20 protein-coding genes and 1 pseudogene are annotated in these 20,333 nt (G+C 50.1%); 12 read left to right on the forward strand and 9 right to left on the reverse strand.

Going from position 1 to position 20,333, the window contains the following annotated elements; translation table 11 throughout:
* Nucleotides 1-80: 80 nt before the first annotated feature.
* Nucleotides 81-1,408 (forward strand): IS3 family transposase gene (locus DZC51_RS05950; RefSeq protein ID WP_370513675.1). Its coding sequence is split into 2 segments (ribosomal slippage): nt 81-468 and nt 468-1,408, totalling 1,329 coding nucleotides; the frame shifts between segments, so codons are not numbered across the junction.
* 51 nt (nt 1,409-1,459) lie between these two features.
* On the opposite strand, the gene DZC51_RS05955 is transcribed toward DZC51_RS05950, so the two are convergent.
* The 5 genes from DZC51_RS05955 to DZC51_RS05975 all read right to left on the reverse strand — a co-directional run bounded on the left by DZC51_RS05955 (nt 1,460) and on the right by DZC51_RS05975 (nt 7,937).
* Complete coding sequence (locus DZC51_RS05955; RefSeq protein ID WP_157294466.1) at nt 1,460-1,864, reverse strand: hypothetical protein; 405 nt, start codon at nt 1,862-1,864, stop codon at nt 1,460-1,462.
* Nucleotides 1,861-3,600, reverse strand: coding sequence for a DUF2357 domain-containing protein (locus DZC51_RS05960; protein WP_157294467.1), 1,740 nt, complete (start codon nt 3,598-3,600; stop codon nt 1,861-1,863). The genes DZC51_RS05955 and DZC51_RS05960 overlap by 4 nt, the downstream gene beginning before the upstream one ends.
* On the reverse strand, nt 3,584-5,602 hold the full coding sequence (locus tag DZC51_RS05965; protein ID WP_157294468.1) for an McrB family protein: 2,019 nt from the start codon (nt 5,600-5,602) through the stop codon (nt 3,584-3,586). Before DZC51_RS05965 ends, DZC51_RS05960 begins: the two co-directional genes overlap by 17 nt.
* Nucleotides 5,599-6,636 carry a hypothetical protein gene (locus DZC51_RS05970; RefSeq protein WP_157294469.1) on the reverse strand — a complete coding sequence of 346 codons (1,038 nt, stop codon included), beginning with the start codon at nt 6,634-6,636 and terminating at the stop codon, nt 5,599-5,601. Before DZC51_RS05970 ends, DZC51_RS05965 begins: the two co-directional genes overlap by 4 nt.
* A 407-nt stretch (nt 6,637-7,043) precedes the next feature.
* Nucleotides 7,044-7,937, reverse strand: a complete 894-nt coding sequence (locus DZC51_RS05975; protein ID WP_157294470.1) for a LysR family transcriptional regulator — start codon at nt 7,935-7,937, stop codon at nt 7,044-7,046.
* 123 nt (nt 7,938-8,060) lie between these two features.
* Here DZC51_RS05975 and DZC51_RS05980 point away from each other — a divergent pair, with 123 nt between their 5' ends.
* A complete protein-coding gene (locus tag DZC51_RS05980) occupies nt 8,061-9,038 on the forward strand; it encodes a DMT family transporter (protein WP_157294471.1) in 978 nt (325 codons plus the stop codon).
* A gap of 172 nt (nt 9,039-9,210) precedes the next feature.
* Here DZC51_RS05980 and DZC51_RS05985 read toward each other — a convergent pair whose 3' ends face one another.
* From DZC51_RS05985 to DZC51_RS06000, 4 genes are all read right to left on the reverse strand, one after another.
* Nucleotides 9,211-10,461, reverse strand: coding sequence for an Nramp family divalent metal transporter (locus DZC51_RS05985; protein WP_157294472.1), 1,251 nt, complete (start codon nt 10,459-10,461; stop codon nt 9,211-9,213).
* A gap of 74 nt (nt 10,462-10,535) precedes the next feature.
* Nucleotides 10,536-11,177, reverse strand: a complete 642-nt coding sequence (locus DZC51_RS05990) for a helix-turn-helix transcriptional regulator (RefSeq protein ID WP_157294473.1) — start codon at nt 11,175-11,177, stop codon at nt 10,536-10,538.
* A 21-nt stretch (nt 11,178-11,198) separates the two neighbouring features.
* Nucleotides 11,199-12,173 carry an agmatinase family protein gene (locus DZC51_RS05995; RefSeq protein WP_157294474.1) on the reverse strand — a complete coding sequence of 325 codons (975 nt, stop codon included), beginning with the start codon at nt 12,171-12,173 and terminating at the stop codon, nt 11,199-11,201.
* A 280-nt stretch (nt 12,174-12,453) separates the two neighbouring features.
* Entirely contained in the window at nt 12,454-12,870 is a 417-nt protein-coding gene (locus DZC51_RS06000) for a DapH/DapD/GlmU-related protein (RefSeq protein WP_370513676.1), read from the reverse strand.
* A gap of 31 nt (nt 12,871-12,901) precedes the next feature.
* Here DZC51_RS06000 and DZC51_RS06005 point away from each other — a divergent pair.
* The 10 genes and pseudogenes from DZC51_RS06005 to DZC51_RS06050 all read left to right on the forward strand — a co-directional run.
* Nucleotides 12,902-12,985: pseudogene (locus tag DZC51_RS06005) on the forward strand (PoNe immunity protein domain-containing protein); the annotation flags it as partial.
* Nucleotides 12,986-13,116: 131 nt separating this feature from the next.
* Entirely contained in the window at nt 13,117-13,851 is a 735-nt protein-coding gene (locus tag DZC51_RS06010) for a PoNe immunity protein domain-containing protein (protein ID WP_232524070.1), read from the forward strand.
* Between the two features lie 119 nt (nt 13,852-13,970).
* On the forward strand, nt 13,971-14,702 hold the full coding sequence (locus tag DZC51_RS06015; RefSeq protein ID WP_157294476.1) for a PoNe immunity protein domain-containing protein: 732 nt from the start codon (nt 13,971-13,973) through the stop codon (nt 14,700-14,702).
* Nucleotides 14,699-15,412, forward strand: coding sequence for a PoNe immunity protein domain-containing protein (locus DZC51_RS06020; RefSeq protein WP_157294477.1), 714 nt, complete (start codon nt 14,699-14,701; stop codon nt 15,410-15,412). Before DZC51_RS06015 ends, DZC51_RS06020 begins: the two co-directional genes overlap by 4 nt.
* Nucleotides 15,413-15,430: 18 nt before the next feature.
* The gene (locus DZC51_RS06025; protein ID WP_157294478.1) at nt 15,431-16,147 is read left to right on the forward strand and encodes a PoNe immunity protein domain-containing protein; all 717 of its coding nucleotides are present in this window, start codon (nt 15,431-15,433) and stop codon (nt 16,145-16,147) included.
* A gap of 5 nt (nt 16,148-16,152) precedes the next feature.
* On the forward strand, nt 16,153-16,869 hold the full coding sequence (locus DZC51_RS06030; protein ID WP_198304072.1) for a PoNe immunity protein domain-containing protein: 717 nt from the start codon (nt 16,153-16,155) through the stop codon (nt 16,867-16,869).
* Between the two features lie 5 nt (nt 16,870-16,874).
* Nucleotides 16,875-17,606, forward strand: a complete 732-nt coding sequence (locus DZC51_RS06035) for a PoNe immunity protein domain-containing protein (protein WP_157294480.1) — start codon at nt 16,875-16,877, stop codon at nt 17,604-17,606.
* A 3-nt stretch (nt 17,607-17,609) separates the two neighbouring features.
* Nucleotides 17,610-18,323, forward strand: coding sequence for a PoNe immunity protein domain-containing protein (locus DZC51_RS06040; RefSeq protein ID WP_157294481.1), 714 nt, complete (start codon nt 17,610-17,612; stop codon nt 18,321-18,323).
* 277 nt (nt 18,324-18,600) lie between these two features.
* A complete protein-coding gene (locus DZC51_RS06045; RefSeq protein WP_157294482.1) occupies nt 18,601-19,206 on the forward strand; it encodes a hypothetical protein in 606 nt (201 codons plus the stop codon).
* A gap of 228 nt (nt 19,207-19,434) precedes the next feature.
* Complete coding sequence (locus tag DZC51_RS06050) at nt 19,435-20,328, forward strand: sulfurtransferase (protein WP_157294483.1); 894 nt, start codon at nt 19,435-19,437, stop codon at nt 20,326-20,328.
* Nucleotides 20,329-20,333 lie beyond the last annotated feature (5 nt).

Here is a 20,333-nt window from a genome sequence, read left to right on the forward strand (position 1 = left end):
AAAAAAGTCCCGGTTCGGGGTTTTTGCGTGGTCAAAAACTCCGCTATACTGAACACAAAGTTGAACGGAGGAGATTTTCAATGAGCCGCCAACCTATCAATGAATCCATTCGCCGACTTCTCGAGGACAATCCCAATGTCCTTCATGTAACGGATAAGACCATACAATACTCGCCTGAATTTAAATTGAACGCCGTGAAGGCCTATCAGGAAGGCAAGACGCCATACGAAATCTTCCTGGAGGCAGGGTTGGATCCCAAGCAGATTGGGACGGATATACCTAAACAATCGCTAAAGCGATGGAGGAAATCGTATGACGCCCTTGGCGAGGAAGGACTGTTGTCTGAGCGTCGGGGCCGCGGAAGCACTGGCCGGCCGGTAACACGAGATCTGTCTGCGGAAGAACAACTGAAAAAGGCACAGGCTAAGATCAAGTATCTAGAGGCTGAACTGGAATTGTTAAAAAAGTTAGAGGCAGCCGAGAGGAGGCTGAGGAAGTAAGGCTTACACCGGGAGAGAAATATGCATTGATTGAAGAAGTGATCCGGACGTTTGGGCTCAAGAGAGCCGTCGCCTATCTATGCAGGGTCGCGGGAGTCCGCCGTCAGGGTTACTATGAATGGCTGATCCGCCGTGATTCACGCGACCTCCGTGCGGAGGCGGATTATGAGGATGCCCTTCTACTGATCGAGATCCAGGAACGGAAGAAAGGGAAAGCAGGATACCGCACCCTACATATGATTTTGAGGAATGAATATGGCGTAGTCATGAACCACAAGAAAATCCTTCGCCTCACTGGCCTCTTCGGCCTTCATGCCAGAATCCGGAGAGCCCATCCCTACAGGAAGATGGCGAAGGCGACGCAGGAACACCGTACGGTGTCTAATCACCTGAATCGTGAGTTCCAACAGGATGAGCCGGGCAAGGTCCTCCTGACTGATATTACCTATCTGTATCACGGCAAAGGCCAGCCAGCCTACCTTTCCACGATAAAGGATGCGGCGACCAAGGAAATCCTCGTCCATGAACTGACGACCAGCCTTTCCATGCCAATCGTCTACCGGACGCTGGACAAGCTTGAAGGAGCTCTTGGAGAGAATCTTCATCCGGAAATCGTCCTTCATTCAGACCAAGGGTTCCACTACACCCATCCCGAGTATCAGAAACGCATCAAGGACCTGAACATCAAACAATCAATGTCCCGAAAGGGAAATTGTTGGGACAATGCGCCGATGGAATCCTTCTTCGGTCATATGAAAGATGAAATTGACTACAGGCAATGCCAAACCTTCGATGAGCTCAAACTACTGGTGGATGAGTATGTTTACGAGTACAACAACCACCGATATCAATGGAATCTAAAAAAGATGACTCCGGCACAATACCGGAGTCATCTCATCGCCGCATAAGCAGGGTCTTTTATTAAGCTGTCCGCTTTATAGGGTTCGGTTCAGGTGGCTTTATTCGTCTTCGTCTTCAAGGCTTTCCTGCAGGAATTCCTCCAACTCCATCCTGATTTCTTCATCCGTTTCATCAAGAAGTTCACCGGTGATGCGGCTTCCCGGCAACGGGAGGCTCACCCACAGGCCGAGGAACACACGGCGGCAGGCCCAGATGTCGATGATGTGAAGCTCTTCCAGTTCCCCGTCGCGGTCAAGTACCGCCAGGGAGAGCGAGGATTCATACCCCGGTTCGAACAGCTCGTCCTTTCTCCGCTCCAATTCGCCATCGAGATCCATCCCCTTTTCCTCAAATCGGGGCAGGTACTTGTCCATTGTTTCCTTCAGCAGCTTCTCCAGCGACTCTTCCCTCTTCCGAATCGTCCTTTCCAGCTGCGGTGTGAAGTCGAGCTCTACGTATTTCATGCGCCTGTTCCTCCATTAAGGGTGGCTCCCCGTTCCAGAATCTTGCCGATAGCAGTCATCAGCTTTTCTCCAAAATATCCATGGTCCGAGCCGGGGCTCAGTTCCACGAGGTGGATATCATAGTCTTCGACTTTCTTTGTCTTTCCGGGATGCTCTCCCTTTACCGGGTAGACCGCCCACACCTCGGTGACTGGCCGGGCGTTGATGAGGGGGTCGAATTGGCCGTTCAGCTGTTTGGTGTCGGTCTGCATGGATTGGGCGTAAGCCTCCAGTTGGGTCATGACAGCAAGCGGTGTCCCTTTTTCAAGTCGGGCCTCGCTCCAAAGATAATCTTTCCTTCGGTATTTGAAGTCCAAGATGAGGGTGCCCAGAAACTTGCCGGATTTCCAGACATCCAGGCGGCAGTCTGGCCGGTTTTTCGTCATCGTCTGGAGCGTCTTGAACGGGTTCAGGTCCCGCTTTCTTCTCGGCAGTTGGTCGTCATAGAACACTCGGATGACCGTGTCGTCTTTGACGAGTTCGACGTAATCCGAGGCCTCCCGGTTATGGACGATCGTGTCGTCCAAGGTGGAACCGTCCGTCCGGAACCAGTTTTTCACGACTCCGTAGCCTTCGTTCCGGAGGAAGCCAACCACTTTCATATAACCCCAGATTTCATACAGCAGGTCCGACCGCTTGTGGTGAAACTGGAGTCTTGGCTGTGACACGTCGGGGCGGCCGCCTTTCTTCAGATGCTGATAGATCTGCAGGAACACGCGGAAGGGCCCGATCTGGAAAAGGGCCATCGGGATCTGACCGGAAGTGGTCGCCTGGACATCTGCCATCCAACGGTCATGCAGGAAGTCGGTCAGGTGGCCCTCGATCACCGCAAGCTCTTGGCGGAGTTCTCTTGCCCGGACCCGGTCGTAGTTCGGGTTGTAGGGCGTGAGGAAGCAGGCTGCCATCTCATTGACGTATCGGAGCAATAGCTGGGCGATTCCTTTGACCCAGCGGTTTTCCGGCACATCGTAAGTTAGGTGGGAGACGGGCGCCTGGATGGTGCTCTGCTGTTCCGGGTGCATCATCAGGTATTTGACCGATTTGGCATCAATCTTCTTCGCCTTGGCTCTCGGAATGACCGGATGGCGCTTCACGACCGAGTAGCGCCGGGTCTTCCTGATGAACGACAGGCCGGAGATGATCTTCTCCTTGTTGGACAGGATCACCGAATACTCATCGATTCGGCCCGGCCCGAAAATATCAAGCGCAGCCACGCTGTAGATGCTCCGCTTCCTGAGCGCATGCCGTGACAACCCGCGGACGGCGTCCTCGATTTCATCAATCATCAGGCTGTGCTGGTCTTCCGTCACCCGCTTTGTCGTCACCTTTGTCCTCGCTTCAAATTCTTCATTTTCCGGCGTGACCACCTTCAGGAAGTACGTGCCGGGGATGAACGGATATGGGCTGTTATTCCGGATGTTCGGGTTGTACAGGACGTAGGGGGTATCCCTCGGCCGCAAATACAGCCCGTCGCCGTCCTCCTCGACATAGGCACGCTCCATCTGGTCCAGGCCGTCAAAGTAGAGCTTCGTCCCCGGCGGTGCTTGGAATTCAATCTCCAGAACGGTGTTTTCCGTGAGCAGCCGCTCCTCCGTCAGATACCCTTCTTCCCCGATTTTGCGGAAATGGTCGCATTCCACGATGTGTTCGGCTGTCCCGTACCGTTCGACGAATCTGACGTTAAAATGCGTAGCCATTGCGCATCAGCTCTTTCGCTTTTTCGGCAGCCATCCGGCGTGAGCGGGTGAAGTCCGATACCTCGCCGTACTGATCGAACAGTTCGGTCAATACGGATTGTCCGGCTGTTTTCCGTTCATGGTCATACCGTCCGATCAGCTGCGAAAGCAGGTCTTCGGACCCGCGGAGCTTCGGCATGACCCGCTGGGTGAACTGCAGGTCAAATGCGGTTCCCCGGTCAATCGGGCAATCCGGAAGGTTTCCGATGTTCTTGAGGTACGAATCAATCTGTTTGACGATCCGCGGCCCGATGCCCTGGTTGTCCGACAGCTCCCGGAGCGCTTCGTGCACGTCCCATAGGAAGTCCAGCTCTTCGCCGGTCAGCCCGATTTTCTTGTCCTGGACGACGAATTCATGGACGGCGAACGACGTTTTCAGCTTCGGTTCCGCCTTTTCCCCGGCCGGTTCTTCTTCAAGAAGACGGCGGAACGGCATGACGTCCAGCTTGATGAGGTTCGCCCGGTCCAGCACCTTGTCGCTGAACTGGTGGGTGCTTTCATCGAGGTTGACCGTACCGGTGAAGATGACATTCTCCCCGATCTGCACTTCGGGGGGATAATAGTCGCCATTGTAGAATTTGTTCTGGAGGTCCCGGTTGTACAGCTTCAGCTTCCGCCGGCCCCTCTCCATCTCGAGCACAGACAGGAATTGCGAGAAGTAATGCTCGACCTTCGCAAGGTTCATCTCATCAAAGCAGACGATGAACGTCTCGGACCGGTTTTTATCCGCCTCGATCAGCAGATTTACAAGGCCACTCTCCGCCGGGCGGTAGACGTTGTTCATCATGTCGGGGTAGCCGATCAGGTCGGTGTCGTCGGTCCATGTCGGGCTCACCGGAATCATAAGGAACTTCCCGGAGTCGATGTGGAGGCCCCGCTGGTACGCATTGATCAGCTGGGACTTGCCCGTTCCGCTCATGCCGGCAAGGATCGTCAGGCTGCCGGACTTCACGCACGTGTGGAAGTTGTACAGATCCTCCAGGTTGTAGACGAGGTTCATCCTTTTTGTTTCGGCGATGAACTGGTTCATGAACAGTTCTTCCGGAGCCTTTTCTTCCGCTTCAGGCGCTGCCGCGGACGGGACGGCCGGTTTTTCTACTGCCGGCAAAGTGGCTGTGGCAACTGGTGCTGCCGCCTTCTCCTGTAGGATCGTCGCCGCCGCTTCCACCGCGGCATTTTCCCGGGCTGCCGGCTGGGGCGCTCCGGTGATGTCCGTGATCGGCCGGCCGGACCGGACTTCTGCGAGAATACGGCTTTCCTCGTCCAGCCCGACAAACGCCACGTCCTGGAAGAAGTAGATCTCATCCGTGATCTCGCGGCTGATCACCGCATGGCGGATCTCCCCTTCCTCACTTGTAAAACTGAATCCTCCGTGTGCGTGGTGATGGCTGTCGAACTCCCCGGCTGCATAGTATTCGGACTGGGCTGTCCGGTAAAGCAGGAAGCCCGGCGTGTCGTCCAGTTCTTTGGAAATATGGTCATTGCGACCGACATAGGTGCCTTCGACCAAATTTTTGACGAACGGCTCCCACGGCGTGTCCTGTCCGGATGCCCGCTGCTTCTTTTCCATGAACAGCGGGATCGGGGTGAAGCTCATGTCCTCCTGGAAAGAGGACTTTTTTGGGATTAGATGAATGTTACGGGCGTTATAGAAATCCCCGCGCGGCGTGGATTTGCGGTCCACCTGGAACACCAGCAGCATGTCGCTGAGGAACTCCTTCAGGCTGTTGATCCGGTAGGTCCGGTCGAAGTGTTCATCCTCGAAGCCATGTTCTTCGAACTCTGTTCCATATACCGTCACCGTCCTCTGGTTGCTCGGAAAGCTGTTCGGCATGCCGGAGATGATGCGGATCGAACATTGCAGATCATTTGCGTTATTGACGAATATGGAGGAGTAGTAATTCGTGGCATAGCCGTCTTCAGCCAATACTCCAAGTGCATACGGTTCCCAGTTCAAGTTCATATCGTTAGTTCTCCCATCTTGTCTTTGAGTTGTTTGAAGTTTTCCACCGTGATGATCGATGCCCGGTACTCTGCGGGCACGTTCATTTCAAATTCGACCTCGTCGATCTTATAGGAAAGGTAATAGCATTTTTCATAGGAAGACGCCTGCTCCAGATATTGCTCGATCGTATCCAGGTTGTAGACATCCACTTCAAGACCCGGCTGTGAGACCAGCTTCCTGTTGCGGGGATCGCCGATGAAGGCAAGCCTGATTGCGTCCCCGTCGGAAGTAGCTGCGCTCTCCGGCGGTGCCGCCGAGAGTTCCCTGGCATGCAGTTCGGACTTGAGTGCATTCATTTCTTCAGCCATCTTTTCCGCCTTCTCGCGGGCCGCCTTTTCGGCCTCCAGTGCTTCTTCGGCCTGGATCCGCTGTTTCTTTTCTTCCGCCGTTTCCTGCTTCAGCCGGTTTTCCTGCTGGATCCATTCCGCCGTCCGGTCTTTGATCTCTTCCTTCAGCTTCCGCACTTCCGCCTGGAGCGCATCATTTTCCTGCCTGAGATTATCGATCTTTTTCTGGAGTTTTTTTTCTACTTTTTTGTCATTACTTTTCTCCTGGTCCTGCGCAGGTGCAGAAGGAGGCGCTTCCGGTGTATCTGTCACCGAGCTTTGCTGTTCGGGTGCCTGGTCTCTCTGCTCATACAGAAGATAGGCTTCCTCGTGAAAATTCTTGCTGAACAGGGCGGCGGCTTTTGCGGATGCCGGCACGCCATGCTCATCCGCCGCCTCAATCAACTCTTCAGCTGTCCACTCCCTCTGCGGTTCATCCACCAAGAATGACAACGGAAGCAAGAACTTCTTATCCCTCAGGAACTTTCTCGTCTTCGCTTTAAGTAGATGATTTTTAAGAAATCCTTCCGGTAATTTTTCATATTGGCTCATCGTTTTTTTTGAGTCGACCAGAAAAGCCAGCCCTGCCAACTGCACCTTCCCCAGGTCGGACAACAGCCATTCTATGTATGCTTTCTCCATATACTTTTCTTCTTCAACACCCAATTCAATCTCCCCCTTTTTGATTCTATTATACTATAAAGAAGGTCCGTTTTTCGGAACTTTCGGACCACTCAATAACTGGAATCACAACCTATTCCGCACAAAAAAACGCCTCCCGATAAGGGAAGCGGATGGGACATTTTTAGTTTCTATAAATTATCAGGAGAGAAGGCTATGGCTACGATTGATGTGTACTCTGAGGATGAATGGCTGGCAAGTGAAGCAGCTAAGTAATGTTGGAGGAGGAGTGCATGGACACTCCTCCTTTTTAGTGAGTTCCCACCTATGGGGGTGTGAATCCCTACGAAGGGGGGTGCGAGTTCCCACCTCCCCTATACTGAGCTCCTACCAATCGGGTGCGAGTTACTACGTCACCCCAGTAATCACTGAAAAAATCCTCAGATACTTTTTCAAGTACTGAGGACTTTTTTATTCGCGAGCGGGTATGCCATTTCGCCGATCCGTTCAAATGTTTCGATGAACTTTTCGAGTGTGGACGTTAAATAGGCATCTTTCCGTCTAATGAATACTGTATTGACTTTACTATATTTTTCAGGCAAGTAATGGCAGTGCACGATTCCTCTTTCTTCCAGATGGGCAACAGCTGATTTGGGAACGAACGTAATGCCCAGTCCCATTGTTACGCTCCCCAAAATCGTTTCCAATGTCCCGAACTCCATTAATTTTTGCGGTGTGATGTTTTGATCTTGATACCACTTTGCCAGTCGTGCCCGGTAGCCGCATCCTTCGCTAAAGCAAAGAATCGGTTCTTCTTTTAGTTGATCCAAAGAAGTCTTCGTACTGTCTGATATCAGGACAAGCTCTTCTTGAAAAACATCATGGGAAACCAGTTCAGGATGGTGATCGATTTCTGTCACGAAAGCACCGTCCAAACGGTGGTGCAGCACATCATTTTGGAGTTGATGAGTCACACCAGTGAAGAGGGATAAGTCTACGTTTTTATACTTTTTGTTATAAGAAGCCAGTATAACCGGCAATTTCATAACGGTCTCGACAGTCCCGATTTCAAGTTTGCCTGCCGGTTCAGTTTTACTTTGAACGACTTTCTTCATTTCATTTGTCAGTGCAAGGATCTTTTCGCAGTAAACAAGAAGTTTTTTTCCTTCCGGCGTTAATGTCATTCCACGACTATGACGGTTAAAAAGAGCTGTATTCATTTCAGTCTCAAGTTTTTTAATTCTTGAGGTGATATTGGATTGGACATAACTTAATTCTTTTGCAGCATCGGTAACTGTACCTTTTTGTGCAACCATTTGAAAAATCTCTAAGTCTTTAAATTCCATATGATCATTCCTTCAATATACTCCTTCTTATGATATCACTAATCGAGATGGCAGGCATCGTTATTGTTCATTTTGAGAGATATCGAACCTGTGATTTAATAGAGTTGAAGGAGATAGAACATCATGAAGAACACCGTAGTATGGGCCGCTATGTTATGCCTGATTTCCGCAGTTTCCTGGGGAGCCATGTTTCCAGTTGCGAATCACGCATTTCAACATATCGACCCATTTTACTTCACACTTTTTCGGTATGGTTTTGTAACGATTATTTTAGTTGTATGGCTGTTTTGGAAGGAAGGGAAGGAAGCTTTCCGTTTTGAAGGGAAGGGCCGGCTCCTTTGGTTTTTTGGAACAATGGCCTTTGCGGTTTATAATTTGCTGATTTTCTGGGGACAGGATTTATTGGGTGATCCGGGTACGATGATTGCTTCGATTATGGAATCGTTAATGCCTATGATTTCTATTGTGATTGCTTGGGTGTTCATTAGGCAACGACCTCATGCATTTACGATGTTTTGTGTAGTTCTTGGGTTTGTCGGCGCATCGTTAGTCGTAACAAAAGGCGATTTCAGCGCCTTCTTCTCAGCTTCAAATGCAATCATTCCATCTTTATTGATCTTTATCGCAGTCGTTGGGTGGGTAGTGTACACGATGGGTGGAACCCGATTCAGTAACGATGGCTGGTCTGCATTGCGCTATTCGACTTTGAGCTGTTTGCTCGGAACGGCTACTGCGGCTGTTGTCGTGATTGGTGTAACGCTTACAGGATATGTCTCATTTCCAACCGTTGAAACATTGACCATTACAAGCCCGCATCTTGCATTTATGGTCATCTTCCCTGGAGTGATCGCACTGGTGGGATGGAACTATGGCGTAAGTGTCATCACACCGTTGAATGGGTTGTTATTTCTTAACTTTGTGCCCGTCACAACGCTAGTCATTCAAATTTCCCAAGGTGTAAGCGTCACAGCTTATGATTATATCGGCACAGTTTTCATTATCGTATCCTTACTTTTAAACAATCTGTTTCTTCGGTTACAGCAGAAGAAAAGGGAAACAAAAGAGGATTTCAGAGGAAGATTGCAGGAAACGGAAGCATAAGAGAGGGACTTGGCAAGGAATCGTGAGTTCCTACCTATGGGGGTGTGAATCCCTACGAAGGGGGGTGCGAGTTCCCACCTTCTCTATACTGAGCTCCTACCAAACTTGCCTGAATCTCCACCAACCCCAATAAAGCCCGGACGGGAATCCGTCCGGGCTTTCCTTTATGCTTTTATCCAAGAAACGCCCCGATCGCATCGACCAGGCTGTAGATACCGAGTCCCGCGCAGATGATCACGACAACCCCGCCGATGATGTTCTGAGTGAGGTTGTTGGCGTAGCCGCCGAGGCGCTTTTTGTTGTTGACGATGACGAGCAAAAGGAACGCGATGAATGGCAGCAAAATCCCGTTGATCGCCTGAGCGAAGATGATGACCGAGACGACTTCAAAGCCGGTCAGTGTGGAGAAGATGCCGAAGACCGTAATGCCGGCAAATACCGCTTTAAATCGTTTGTCTTTCATGCCGTTTTTCCAGCCGAGGAGGCCGGAGATGGTGTAGGCGGCGCCGAGCGGACCCGCGAGCGCGGAGGACAAACCTGCCGCGAAGAATCCGATTCCGATGAAGGCGGATGACCAGCTGCCGAGCACGGGCTCGAGCTGGATGGACAGGTCGCCGACGCTTTCAACAGTCATGCCTTTCATCACCGTCGCGGAGGTAATCAGGATGGCCGCGGTGATCAGCCCGCCGATCAGGATCGAGATCATGCTGTCCCTGCGCGATTCTTTCAGATCGTCCGGGCTTTTCCATCGTTCGTTCACCGTTGCGGCGTGGAGGAACAGGTTATACGGCACGACCGTCGTCCCGATCAATGCGATGACCGTGATGATCGAGCCCAACGGAATCGATGGCAGGAAGGCCCCCTGGAACACCTCGCCGATGTTGGGCCTGACCACGATCATCGTCGTGATGAACGTGATGCCCATGACAAGCACGAGCCCGATCATGAACTTCTCAACAATCTTGTAGGACCCTTTCAGTGCCAGGAACAAAATGATGATGCCGAGCACGGGGCCGATTACTTTCTGCGGCAGCCCGGTAAGGATCGACAGGCCGGTGGAGCCGCCCATCAGGTCGCCCGTGATGTAGGCGGTGCTCCCGACGGTGATGGCCACGATGACGAGCGTCATCGTCCCGTATTTGATGATCGGATTGGAAAACTGCTCGGCGATGGCCTCCCCTAGGCCCTTTTGCGTAATGATGCCGAGCCGTGCGCTCATTTCCTGCAGGATGATCGTCGCGAGAATCGAGAACACGACCGCCCAGAGAAGGGCATATCCGAACGAAGCCCCGGCCCGTGTCGCCGTCGTGACCGTACCCGGTCCGATAAAGCTTGCGACGATGACCATTCCCGGACCGATGGATTTAAGCCGCTCCACCAGTCCCCTTCTGGGAGCCTCCGATTTGCTTACGGTTGTTTCCATCCTTCCACCCCTTTTGATAGTTTCCCCCTAAAGCGTTTTCAACTTTGCCGAAGGCGGTGCGGCCTTTGGGGCCGTCACCGGGTTTCGTCCAGATAGTTGTAGACCGACTGTTTCGTGACGCCGAGCACCGCGCCGATGCGTTCGGCGGCCCCCTGGATCAGGAACACGCCGTTTTCCTCGAGCTTTTTCACGAACCGAACCTTTTCGCTTTTCTTCATCTTTTCGATCGGGACGCCGACTTCACTCAGGGCATCATCGATCAGCTTCTCGAACACCTCTCCGACTGTCTGAGCGTAGGACTCTTTAGGAGGGGCGAATTGATCTTTCATCCCGGCGGTGAACTCGCTGATAACGGAATCCATCTCCGCGAATGCCGAGATGTCGAAGTTGATGCCCATGAGGCCGATGACCTTGCCCCGGCTGTCGCGGATAAACGATGTGGACGTCCGGATGAACTTCCCGTCCTCGGTCCGGGTGACCTGCCCGAGCATGTCTTCGATCTCGTCCCCGTGGTTCTTGAGTTCCTTCAGGATCACCTCGGTCGTCGGCGCGCCGATCTTCCGGCCCGTGACGTTCCCGGTGATATAGATGAGGGAAGACTCGAGGTCGCTCAGATTATGGATCACTACTTCGCAGCGGCTGCCGAACGTCGCTGCGATCATGTCGGCGATCGGGATGTAGCGGTTGAATATGTCCTGATGTTCCTTGGCTGTCATGATTTCACCTGTTCTGTTTTATTAGCTTCTGGAGCTGACCGTCTCCTGGCTGCTGCTTTCCTGCTTTTTTTGCTGATGCAGCGCATGGCCCGCGAGTGCATACAGCACGACTGTCGATACGAAGTGCGCGGAGTTCTGGTTGGCGTCCTGCTGCGGGTACACTTCGACGAAGTCCATGCCGATGATGCCTTTTTTCGTGAACTCGTGGACGAGCGTGACGAGTTCATAAGAAGTGATGCCGTTGCCGTCGACCGGTCCGCCCGGGTTGAAGGCGAAGTCGAGCACATCACTGCAGATGCTCAGGTACACGCAGTCGACGTCCTTGCTTGCCATCTCGTAGATTTCATCTGCGAGTTCCTTCAGGTCGCGGCCCCGGATATCGTTGACCGTCAGCGTGACCGCACCGGCATCACGCGCGATCTTCCCGCTGTCCGGCTTGTTGCGCGGTCCGTGGATGCCGGTGTGGATCAGGCTTTCATTGCGCACGCCGTCGAGTTCATACAGTCGCGCGAACGGCGTGGAGCGGGCGTACTTGTCACCCTGATAATGCGGCATGTTGTCATAGTGTGCATCCAGGTGGATGATCCCGACCTTCTTGCCTGTCGTCTCAGTGAGCGACTTGATGATCGGGTACGTGATCCCGTGGTCGCCGCCGAGCCCGATCAGGAACTTGCCGCTTTTCCAGAGTTCTGAGGTGAAACCGGAAATCCGGTCCATCGTCTCCTCTACATCCGCCGGCACGACATCGATGTCCCCGGCGTCCCCCAGACGGATATGCTCAAACACATCGATATGGTCAAGTTCCGGAAGATAGCCGCTGTAGCGTCCCGACGCCAGACGAATCACCTTCGGCCCCAGCTCGCAGCCCGTGTAATCCCCCCACGTCACCGCACCTTCCCAAGGCACCCCGTAGACAACCGCGTCGATATCCGTGGTGTCCTTCGACTTGGAAATGTTCTTCGCATCGAGGAAACATGGTGTATTGCCGTATAGCATGAAATCATCCTTTCTTGAGAGATTGGAAGTTATTAGTGCAATAGTACGTAGGTTTTTAGCATTAGTCAAATAATCTTTTACTTTTTGTAAAAGTTATGTATTAGGGGCCTTCGGTATGAGGGCATACAGGCGAGTCCCCACCTCACCCCCTCTGAGTCCCCACCTATAGGGGGCTGAATCACTACCTCCACCCCGTTGAATCACTACGAATAGGGAGCAAATCCCCACCTCCACCCAAAACAAATCGGGTCCGGAAATGCTGCTTCCGGACCCGTTCCCTTTATTGACCGTATTTCTCCAAAAATCGCTCCAAGTCATTGAGTTCCTCAAAGCGCTCTTCGATCACTTCTCTCGGCCAGTCCCACCAGGCGATCCGCTGGAGCTTGTCCGCGATCTCCTTCGGGAAACGGTCCTTGATCTTTTTCGCCGGAACCCCGCCGACGATCGTATACGGCGCCACATCCTTCGTCACCACCGCTCCTGATGCAATCACCGCTCCGTCCCCGATCGTGACGTCCTTCATGATGATTGCACCGTGGCCGATCCAGACATCATGGCCGATCTTCACCCGGTGGGAACGCCGCCAATCAAAAATCTCCTCGTCATCCGTATCTGCAAAAACGTACGAACGGCGCCGGTACGTCATATGATGCTGGGTGACCCGCTCCACCGGATGATTTACGGGGTTAATGCACACCTGCGCCGCCACAGAGCAGTACTTGCCGACAATCGTAAAGATCCTCGGACTGGATGACAGCAGCCTAAAAGACGTCCCCTACTACCCGTATGACATGGTTCACTATAAAGGCTAAAAGAAAAGCGTCCGCGATGGGCGCTTTTCTTTTTCAAGTCCTTCCTCTAAAAGACCCTGCCACCGCTCACTTCTCAGACAGCACTGATACCCTTAACTCCAATGGTATTGCAAGCTAATTGAAGGGAATCGATGCTGATGAGAGACCACCTCAAAGACGAGGATTATTTCAAGGATTATATCGAACAACATCATTCCGCAATTGTGGAGTTTGAGGACTTGGCGGAGCAGCTGATCAATGAGCGTGGCGCTGACGATAGAGGTGTCTACAGTGCATACATTTCGTTGAGTGGATACTATTTCAACAAAGCGATTTCTTTGTATTCTGCCGGGTATTCGATGGATGAAATTAAAGATATTCTCCCACCGCTAATCGATTCCATGGAGAAAACCTGGGATCCCGGCGTCATTAAGGATTATGACTATTACCTGGAAACGGTCTGGCTACTGGCCATCGGAATCATGTTAGAAATTGAAGATTCACTGTTCGCTCGGCTGGAGAAGTTAGCCCAGGTTTATAAGGAGCAAGATGCCTTGGTTGATTTCCTTCTGAATTCCCGTCGTTCTGGATGGGAGCCTCATCACTCCACATTCTTATTTGGGTTGCCTTACAAAAAACTTCTGCCGGTCATTCATGGCGATGTTTCTGAACAACAAACCCAGAAGCCAGAATCCTACTTGAAAAATGATTGGTATAAGGGGCATAAAAAAGCGTGGTGGTATGAGGCGCACCATGATGATGACATCATCTACCCCGGATACTGGAGCTTTGAAAGCGGTGCAATCGTAAAGATTCTCGGGCTGGATGACAGTTGCCTGAAAGACGTTCCCTACTACCCCTATGACATGGTTCACTATAAGGACTGAAAAGAATGCGTCCGCAACGGGCGCTTTTCTTTTTTATTTCTTCTCCACTATACCTACTGGCCAAAACTCCAAATGGTAAACTGTTGGTAACGGATGTCTGGTTAAGGAGAATAGATATGATGAGAGACCGTATGAAGGATGAAGGCTATTTCAAGGATTACATCGAAAACTATCATTCCGCAATCGGTGAGTTAGAGAATCTAGTGGAACAGTTAATTTACGAGCGCGGAATAGGCGATGAAGGTGTCGATAACACCTATAACTCCCTGAGTGTTTACTCTTACAGCAAGTTGATTGCCAAGTATTCTGCCGGACGCCCGCTTCATGAAATCAAGGACGCCCTTCCAAAGCTGATCGATCTGATGGAAAGAAGCCGGCCTACAAATGCAATTGGAAACTATGACGATTACCTTGAAGTGGTCTGGCTGCTCTCTATAGGAGTCATGCTGGAGATCGACGAGACATCGCTCTCCCGTGTGAAACAGCTGGCAATGATCTATGAGGAGGATGCTTTGGTTGATTTTCTGCTGAACCCTCGGGATTCACGCCCCAAGTCCACCTTCTTGTTTGGCCGCCCCTACAAAAACCTTCTGCCGATCATCAGCGGTACCGACCCTGCTCAGCAGGTCCTCAGTCTAAAATCATACTTGGAGGATGATTGGTATAAAGGCCATGGCAAGGCATGGTGGTTTGATTCCCACTTAATTGATGACATAATCTATCCCGGCTACTGGAGTTTCGAGAGCGGAGCTATTGTGAAGATCTTGGATCTGGATGATAGCAGTTTGAAGAACGTCCCCTATTACCCGTATGACATGGTGCATTTCAAGAAACGAGAGGGCCAAAGATGAGAGATACCCGCAAGAACAAATCGTATTTTGAAGGTTACTTAGAATTTTATGAAATGCAGATCAATAGGTTCAAGGATGCCATGGCAACGATCATTTCTGAAAGAGGTACCGATGATAAAGGAGTTCAGAGCGGGTTTGTTTCACTCAACGTGTTTTATTTCAACAAGCTGATTGCCATGTACTCAGCGGGCTGCACGATTGATGAGATCAAGAAGTTTATCCCGGAAGTCATCGATAACTTGGAGAAAGCTTGGAGGCCATCGGTAATCAAGAGCTACGATTATTACATGAAGTGCGTCTGGATGCTGTCGATCGGCTACATGCTCGAGCTTGATGAGAAGCAGATGGACCGGCTTAGGCGCTTGGGAGAGACCTACCGGAATCGGGATGCGTTAATTGATTTCCTCCTGGATCGCCGGATTGAAAACAAGGAATTCTTCCTGGACGAGCCTTATCTGAAGCTTTGGGATGTGATGACAGGCAGTGATTCATCGGATCAGGTTAATCAGTTAAAGGCATACCTGGAAAACGACTGGTATGAGGGACACGAGGATGCCGGCTGGCACAATACCCACCACAAAGAAGACTTTGTTTACCGGGGCTATTGGAGCTTCGAGAGCGGCGCGATTGTGAAGATACTGGGGCTGGATGATGAGAGTCTGAAGGATGCCCTTTATTACCCGTACGACATGGTTCATTACATAGATTGAGCTGGGAGTGCATTCGATTTGATTAGAGACCACATGAAAGACGCTGATTACTTTGAAGGTTTTTTGGACTTTCACGATGCAAGAATTGAGAAATTCGAGAACGTGGCAGCCACTCTTATCGAAGAAAGAGGTGCCGAGGATAAGGGTGTTCACTCGTTATTTATTGCATTGAATGTGTTTTATTTCAGCAAGCTGATCGCCATGTATTCAGCCGGCCGTCCTCTTGATGAAGTCAAGGACTTCCTCCCAGACGTGGTGAACAGCATGGAACGCTCCAAAGATCCATTGGTTCACGAGTCTTACGATTACTATGTTGAGACCATCTGGCTTTCCTCCATCGGAATCATGCTGGAAGTCGACCAGGGACTGTGGTCCAGAATAGAACAGTTGCTAAGTATTTATCACGACCAGGATGCACTGGCTGAATTTCTTTTGAACAGAAATATGAAATCGAGAAAAACAAAGTTCTTTATTAATCGGCCCTATTCAAAGTTATATGGAGTCATCACTAGCACCCATCAAGATGTAAAGAAACTCGCAGATTACCTGAGACATCACTGGTACCCCGCGCACGACATCGCCGGCTGGCATGATACCCACGGGATCGATGATTTTGTCTACCATGGATACTGGAGCTTCGAGAGCGGAGCGATTGTAAAGATCTTGGGGTTGGACGACAACAGCCTGAAGGACGTCCCCTATTACCCGTATGACATGGTGCACTACAAAGGATGAGTGGTATGAGAGACGGATACAAGGACACGGCCTATATTGAGGGGTTTTTGGATAATCACGATGCCAGAATCACAAAGTTCGAACGTGCCGCAGAGGCTTTAATTGCAGAAAGAGGGCCTGACGGTGAAGGCGTCTACACGCTCGTCAACTATTTGGAAGTCCTTTATTTCAACAAGCTGATTGCGCTGTATTCGGCGGGACGCCCTTTGGATGAAATTCGCGGATTCCTCCCTGAAGTTGTCGGGATCATGGAGAGAGCCTATACCCCTTCGGTGAACCGGAACATGGATTACTACAATGAATGCCTTTGGCTGATGTCCATTGGGATCATGCTGGACATCGAGGAAGGGCTTATGAATAGGATCAAACGGATTGCCAAAATTTATCAGGATCATGACAAGCTGATGGATTTCCTGATGAACGGTTCGGTGAGCGGAAAAAGCCATTTTCTTATGGACCGGCCTTACGCAAAATTAGCCAATGTCCTCATGGCGTCCGACAAAGATACTTCCGTCATGCACCTCGCTCAATACCTGCAAAACGACTGGTACCCGGCCCACGAAGGCACCGGCTGGCATGACACGCATGCCATTGATGATTTTGTTTACCGGGGATATTGGAGCTTTGAGAGCGGCGCAATTGTGAAGATACTAGATCTGAATGATAGCAGCCTGAAGGACGTCCCCTATTACCCGTATGACATGGTTCACTACAGAGGATGAATGAGATGAGAGACCACTTGAAAGACGAAGCCTTTTTCAAGGAAAAACTGGCATTCGAAGACGACTCTATCCGAGAATTCGAGGAGTTGGTGGAGAAAGTCGTTCGCGAGCGTGGCGAGGACGACCCCGGGGTCCAGAGCGGCTATATATCCCTCAGCGGCTTTTATTTCAATAAACTGCTCTCAATGTATTCGGCAGGTGCTCCGCTGGAGGAGATTCAGGATACCCTTCCGCCTACTATCCACCTCATGGAGAAAACTTGGAAACCTCACGCCATCGAAAGCTACGACTATTACCTGGAAACTGTCTCGCTGTTGTCCATTTGCATCATGCTGGAGATCGAAGAACCGTTATTCTCCAAAGTGAAACGGCTGGCCGAGACCTACGCCGGCCGGGATGCCCTGATTGAATTCCTTTTGAACACACGAAAGCCCCGGCAGACTTCATCCTTATTTGGACAACCGCTCCGGCAGCTCCACCCGATCATTGATGGAGATCGCCCTGACCTGCAGGTCACCCAACTGAAATCCTATTTGGAGAACGAATGGTACAAGGACCATCAGTATGCCTGGTGGTATGACTCCCACCTTGACGACGACCTCATTTACCCCGGTTACTGGAGCTTTGAAAGTGGGGCGATCATCAAAATCCTTGGTTTGGATGACCAGATTCTCAGGGATGTCCCCTATTACCCATATGATATGGTCCATCCCCGAGACACCGGCCAGGAGGGATGAAGAATGCGCGACTTCATCAAAGACGAACGCTATTTTGAGGATTATCTGAACTGGGCGGATGACAGCATTCAACAATTCCAACTGGCGATTGAACAAGTAAAACAAGCCCGGGGTGCTGACGATCCCGGTGTTCACAATGGCTATTCCATCTTGAATAACCGATATCTCAAAAAGCTGAGGGCGCTGTATTCCGCAGGGCGGCCAATAGAAGAAATCGAAGCACTGATGCCCCCGCTGATCGAATCGATGGAGAAAACGTGGATCGTCAGAGATGTTGAACAGATGCTTTGGGTGCTCTCCGTTGGTGTCATGCTGGAGATGGAGAACGAGTTATTCAGCCGACTCGTAGACCTGGTGAGGAAGCATGACCTTCAAAATCCTATCATTGAGTTGGTGATCCAAGGCAGTTCAACACCCGAAGGTTCAGCAAGGGTTGAAGTTCCCTACGACAGACTTCTTGATGTCATTAAAAGCGGTAACAAACAAGCGCAGCCAGAGATATTAAAAGAATACCTAGAGAAGTACTGGTATGACGGCAACAAGCATGCCGGCTGGCATGATACCCATAACCACCGGGATGCTATTTACTGTGGGTATTGGAGCTTTGAAAGCGGGGCTGTAGTGAAGATTTTGGGAATCGATGATAGCAGCATGAAGGGTGTTCCATATTATCCTTATGACCTGGTCCACTACAAGAAGGCTTCATGCAACGGGTAACCCGTTTAGTTGAGTGTACAAACAAATTAGTACAATAAGCAGTAGTTGTTTTAGCATGCATAGGTATTAGCAAGATATTAACATCATTATCAGCATCCAGATGGGTGCTTTTTTTATGACTACGTAATGCACATAAAACCGTGCTTGGAAGGACAACTAGGTATGGACAAGCCAGCAAACCTTCAAGATAATGGGAAAATAAAAAGATATAATCCAAAAATACCCTCAAAGTCACCAAAAACGGGACAGTTCAAAAACAACATTCAGGAGTGTAGATGTGCCTAATATTGAAGATGTAATTAAAGTACAGGAAGAAGTATCCGCTCTTTCTAATGCACCACTTGCTATAATCGCAGGAGCGATCTGGATTTTCATAACCGTTGCATTTATTGTTTTTTTATTTAAAGAGAAAAAAGCCCTTTCTCTGAAAGGTTGGATTTATAGCTTCTCTTTCTTAGTTATTTTATTTGCTGTTACAGGTTATTTAACCTACACAATAAAAGAATATAATTTCTCTATGAATGAAGAGAAATGGGAAGAAAATTATTTGAATGCTTACATTGAGTCGTTGCCAGAAACAAAAGAAAACATAGAGGACTTTTCTCAGGTTTTAAATAATGATGATGAAAATACGATTAAATCTATATATATGAACAAGGGTACACAACCGATAGTAGTCGAAATCTCTAAGAGTCAGGACTTAGACAGTATCAAACAAAAGATGCGTCTCCAAGCAATTGTACAAAAAGAACAGATAGACAAAGCTTATATAACTTATAAAACAATTGAGAAAGATATCTCAGACAAATACACCAAAGCTCAATATTACGAAACAGTTTTACATATACCTAGCGATTATAAAGTTATAGTTCCATCCAAGTAATGTACCGCCGGCCCACGGTTTCCACCACGGAACGACCTCCTGGTAGAACACTGAAAGACGTCCCCTATTACCCGTATGACCTGGTCCACTACAAAGACTGAAAGGAAAGCGTCCGCAATGGTCGCTTTCCTTTTTATTCTAGATGTGATTCGTTTGAAAGAAGCATAACTGCGTGTTACGCTATTTTTAATTCCGATTAAATAAATCTGTTTTAAAGGAGCTGTCCAAATGCTTAACGTACCTAAGTTTGTAACGACTGAATGGCTTGCGGAAAGATTGGATGATCCTAACCTGAGATTGCTGGATGCTACGACCTTCCTGAAACACCCTGAAGAGGGCGGGTATTATGACGTATGGTCGGGTGAGGAAGCATATGAAAAGGGGCATATCCCTGGTGCCGTATTTGCTGACCTGCATAAGGAGCTTTCGGACCCGGATGCAGATCTTCCCTTTACCCACCCTTCCCGCGAGAGATTTGTAGAGAAGATCAGTGAGCTGGGTGTCGGCGAGGGCACTTATGTCGTCGTCTATGACCAGGGGGCGATCGTCAATATCCCTGAAGTCATCGCATCGGATTGGACATCGCGCCTTGCTTGGCAACTCCAATATGAAGGCTTTGACAATGTTGCGGTTCTCGACGGTGGTTTTCCGAAGTGGAAGGAAGAAGGCCGTCCGGTGACGACAGAGCCCGGTTCCTATCCAAAAGGGAATTTTACGGGCGAAAGAAGGCCTGAACTGTTTGTCACGAAAGAGGATGTCCTAAAGGCAATCGACGATGAAGATGTTGTCATCTTGGATAGTTTATCACCGGAAAGCTATAGCGGAGATGAAATCACTTACGACAGACCCGGTCATATTCCCGGAAGTGTCAACGTATTCTTTGGCGCGCTTTCCGACCCGGATACAAAAGAACTTTATGACGATGAAAAGCTTCGTGAGATTTTCGGAAGTGTCGGCGCACTCGACCCGGACAAGAAAGTCATCACGTATTGCGGCAGCGCCATTGCAGCCACTTGGACCGGAATGATTCTAAATAAACTGGGACAGAAAAATGTATCCGTTTATGACGGTTCACTGACTGAATGGGCCAACGATCCCTCACTGCCAATGGAAACCAAATAAAAAAA

This window comes from Bhargavaea sp. CC-171006, from assembly GCF_009761675.1.
GTDB lineage: Bacteria > Bacillota > Bacilli > Bacillales_A > Planococcaceae > Bhargavaea > Bhargavaea changchunensis.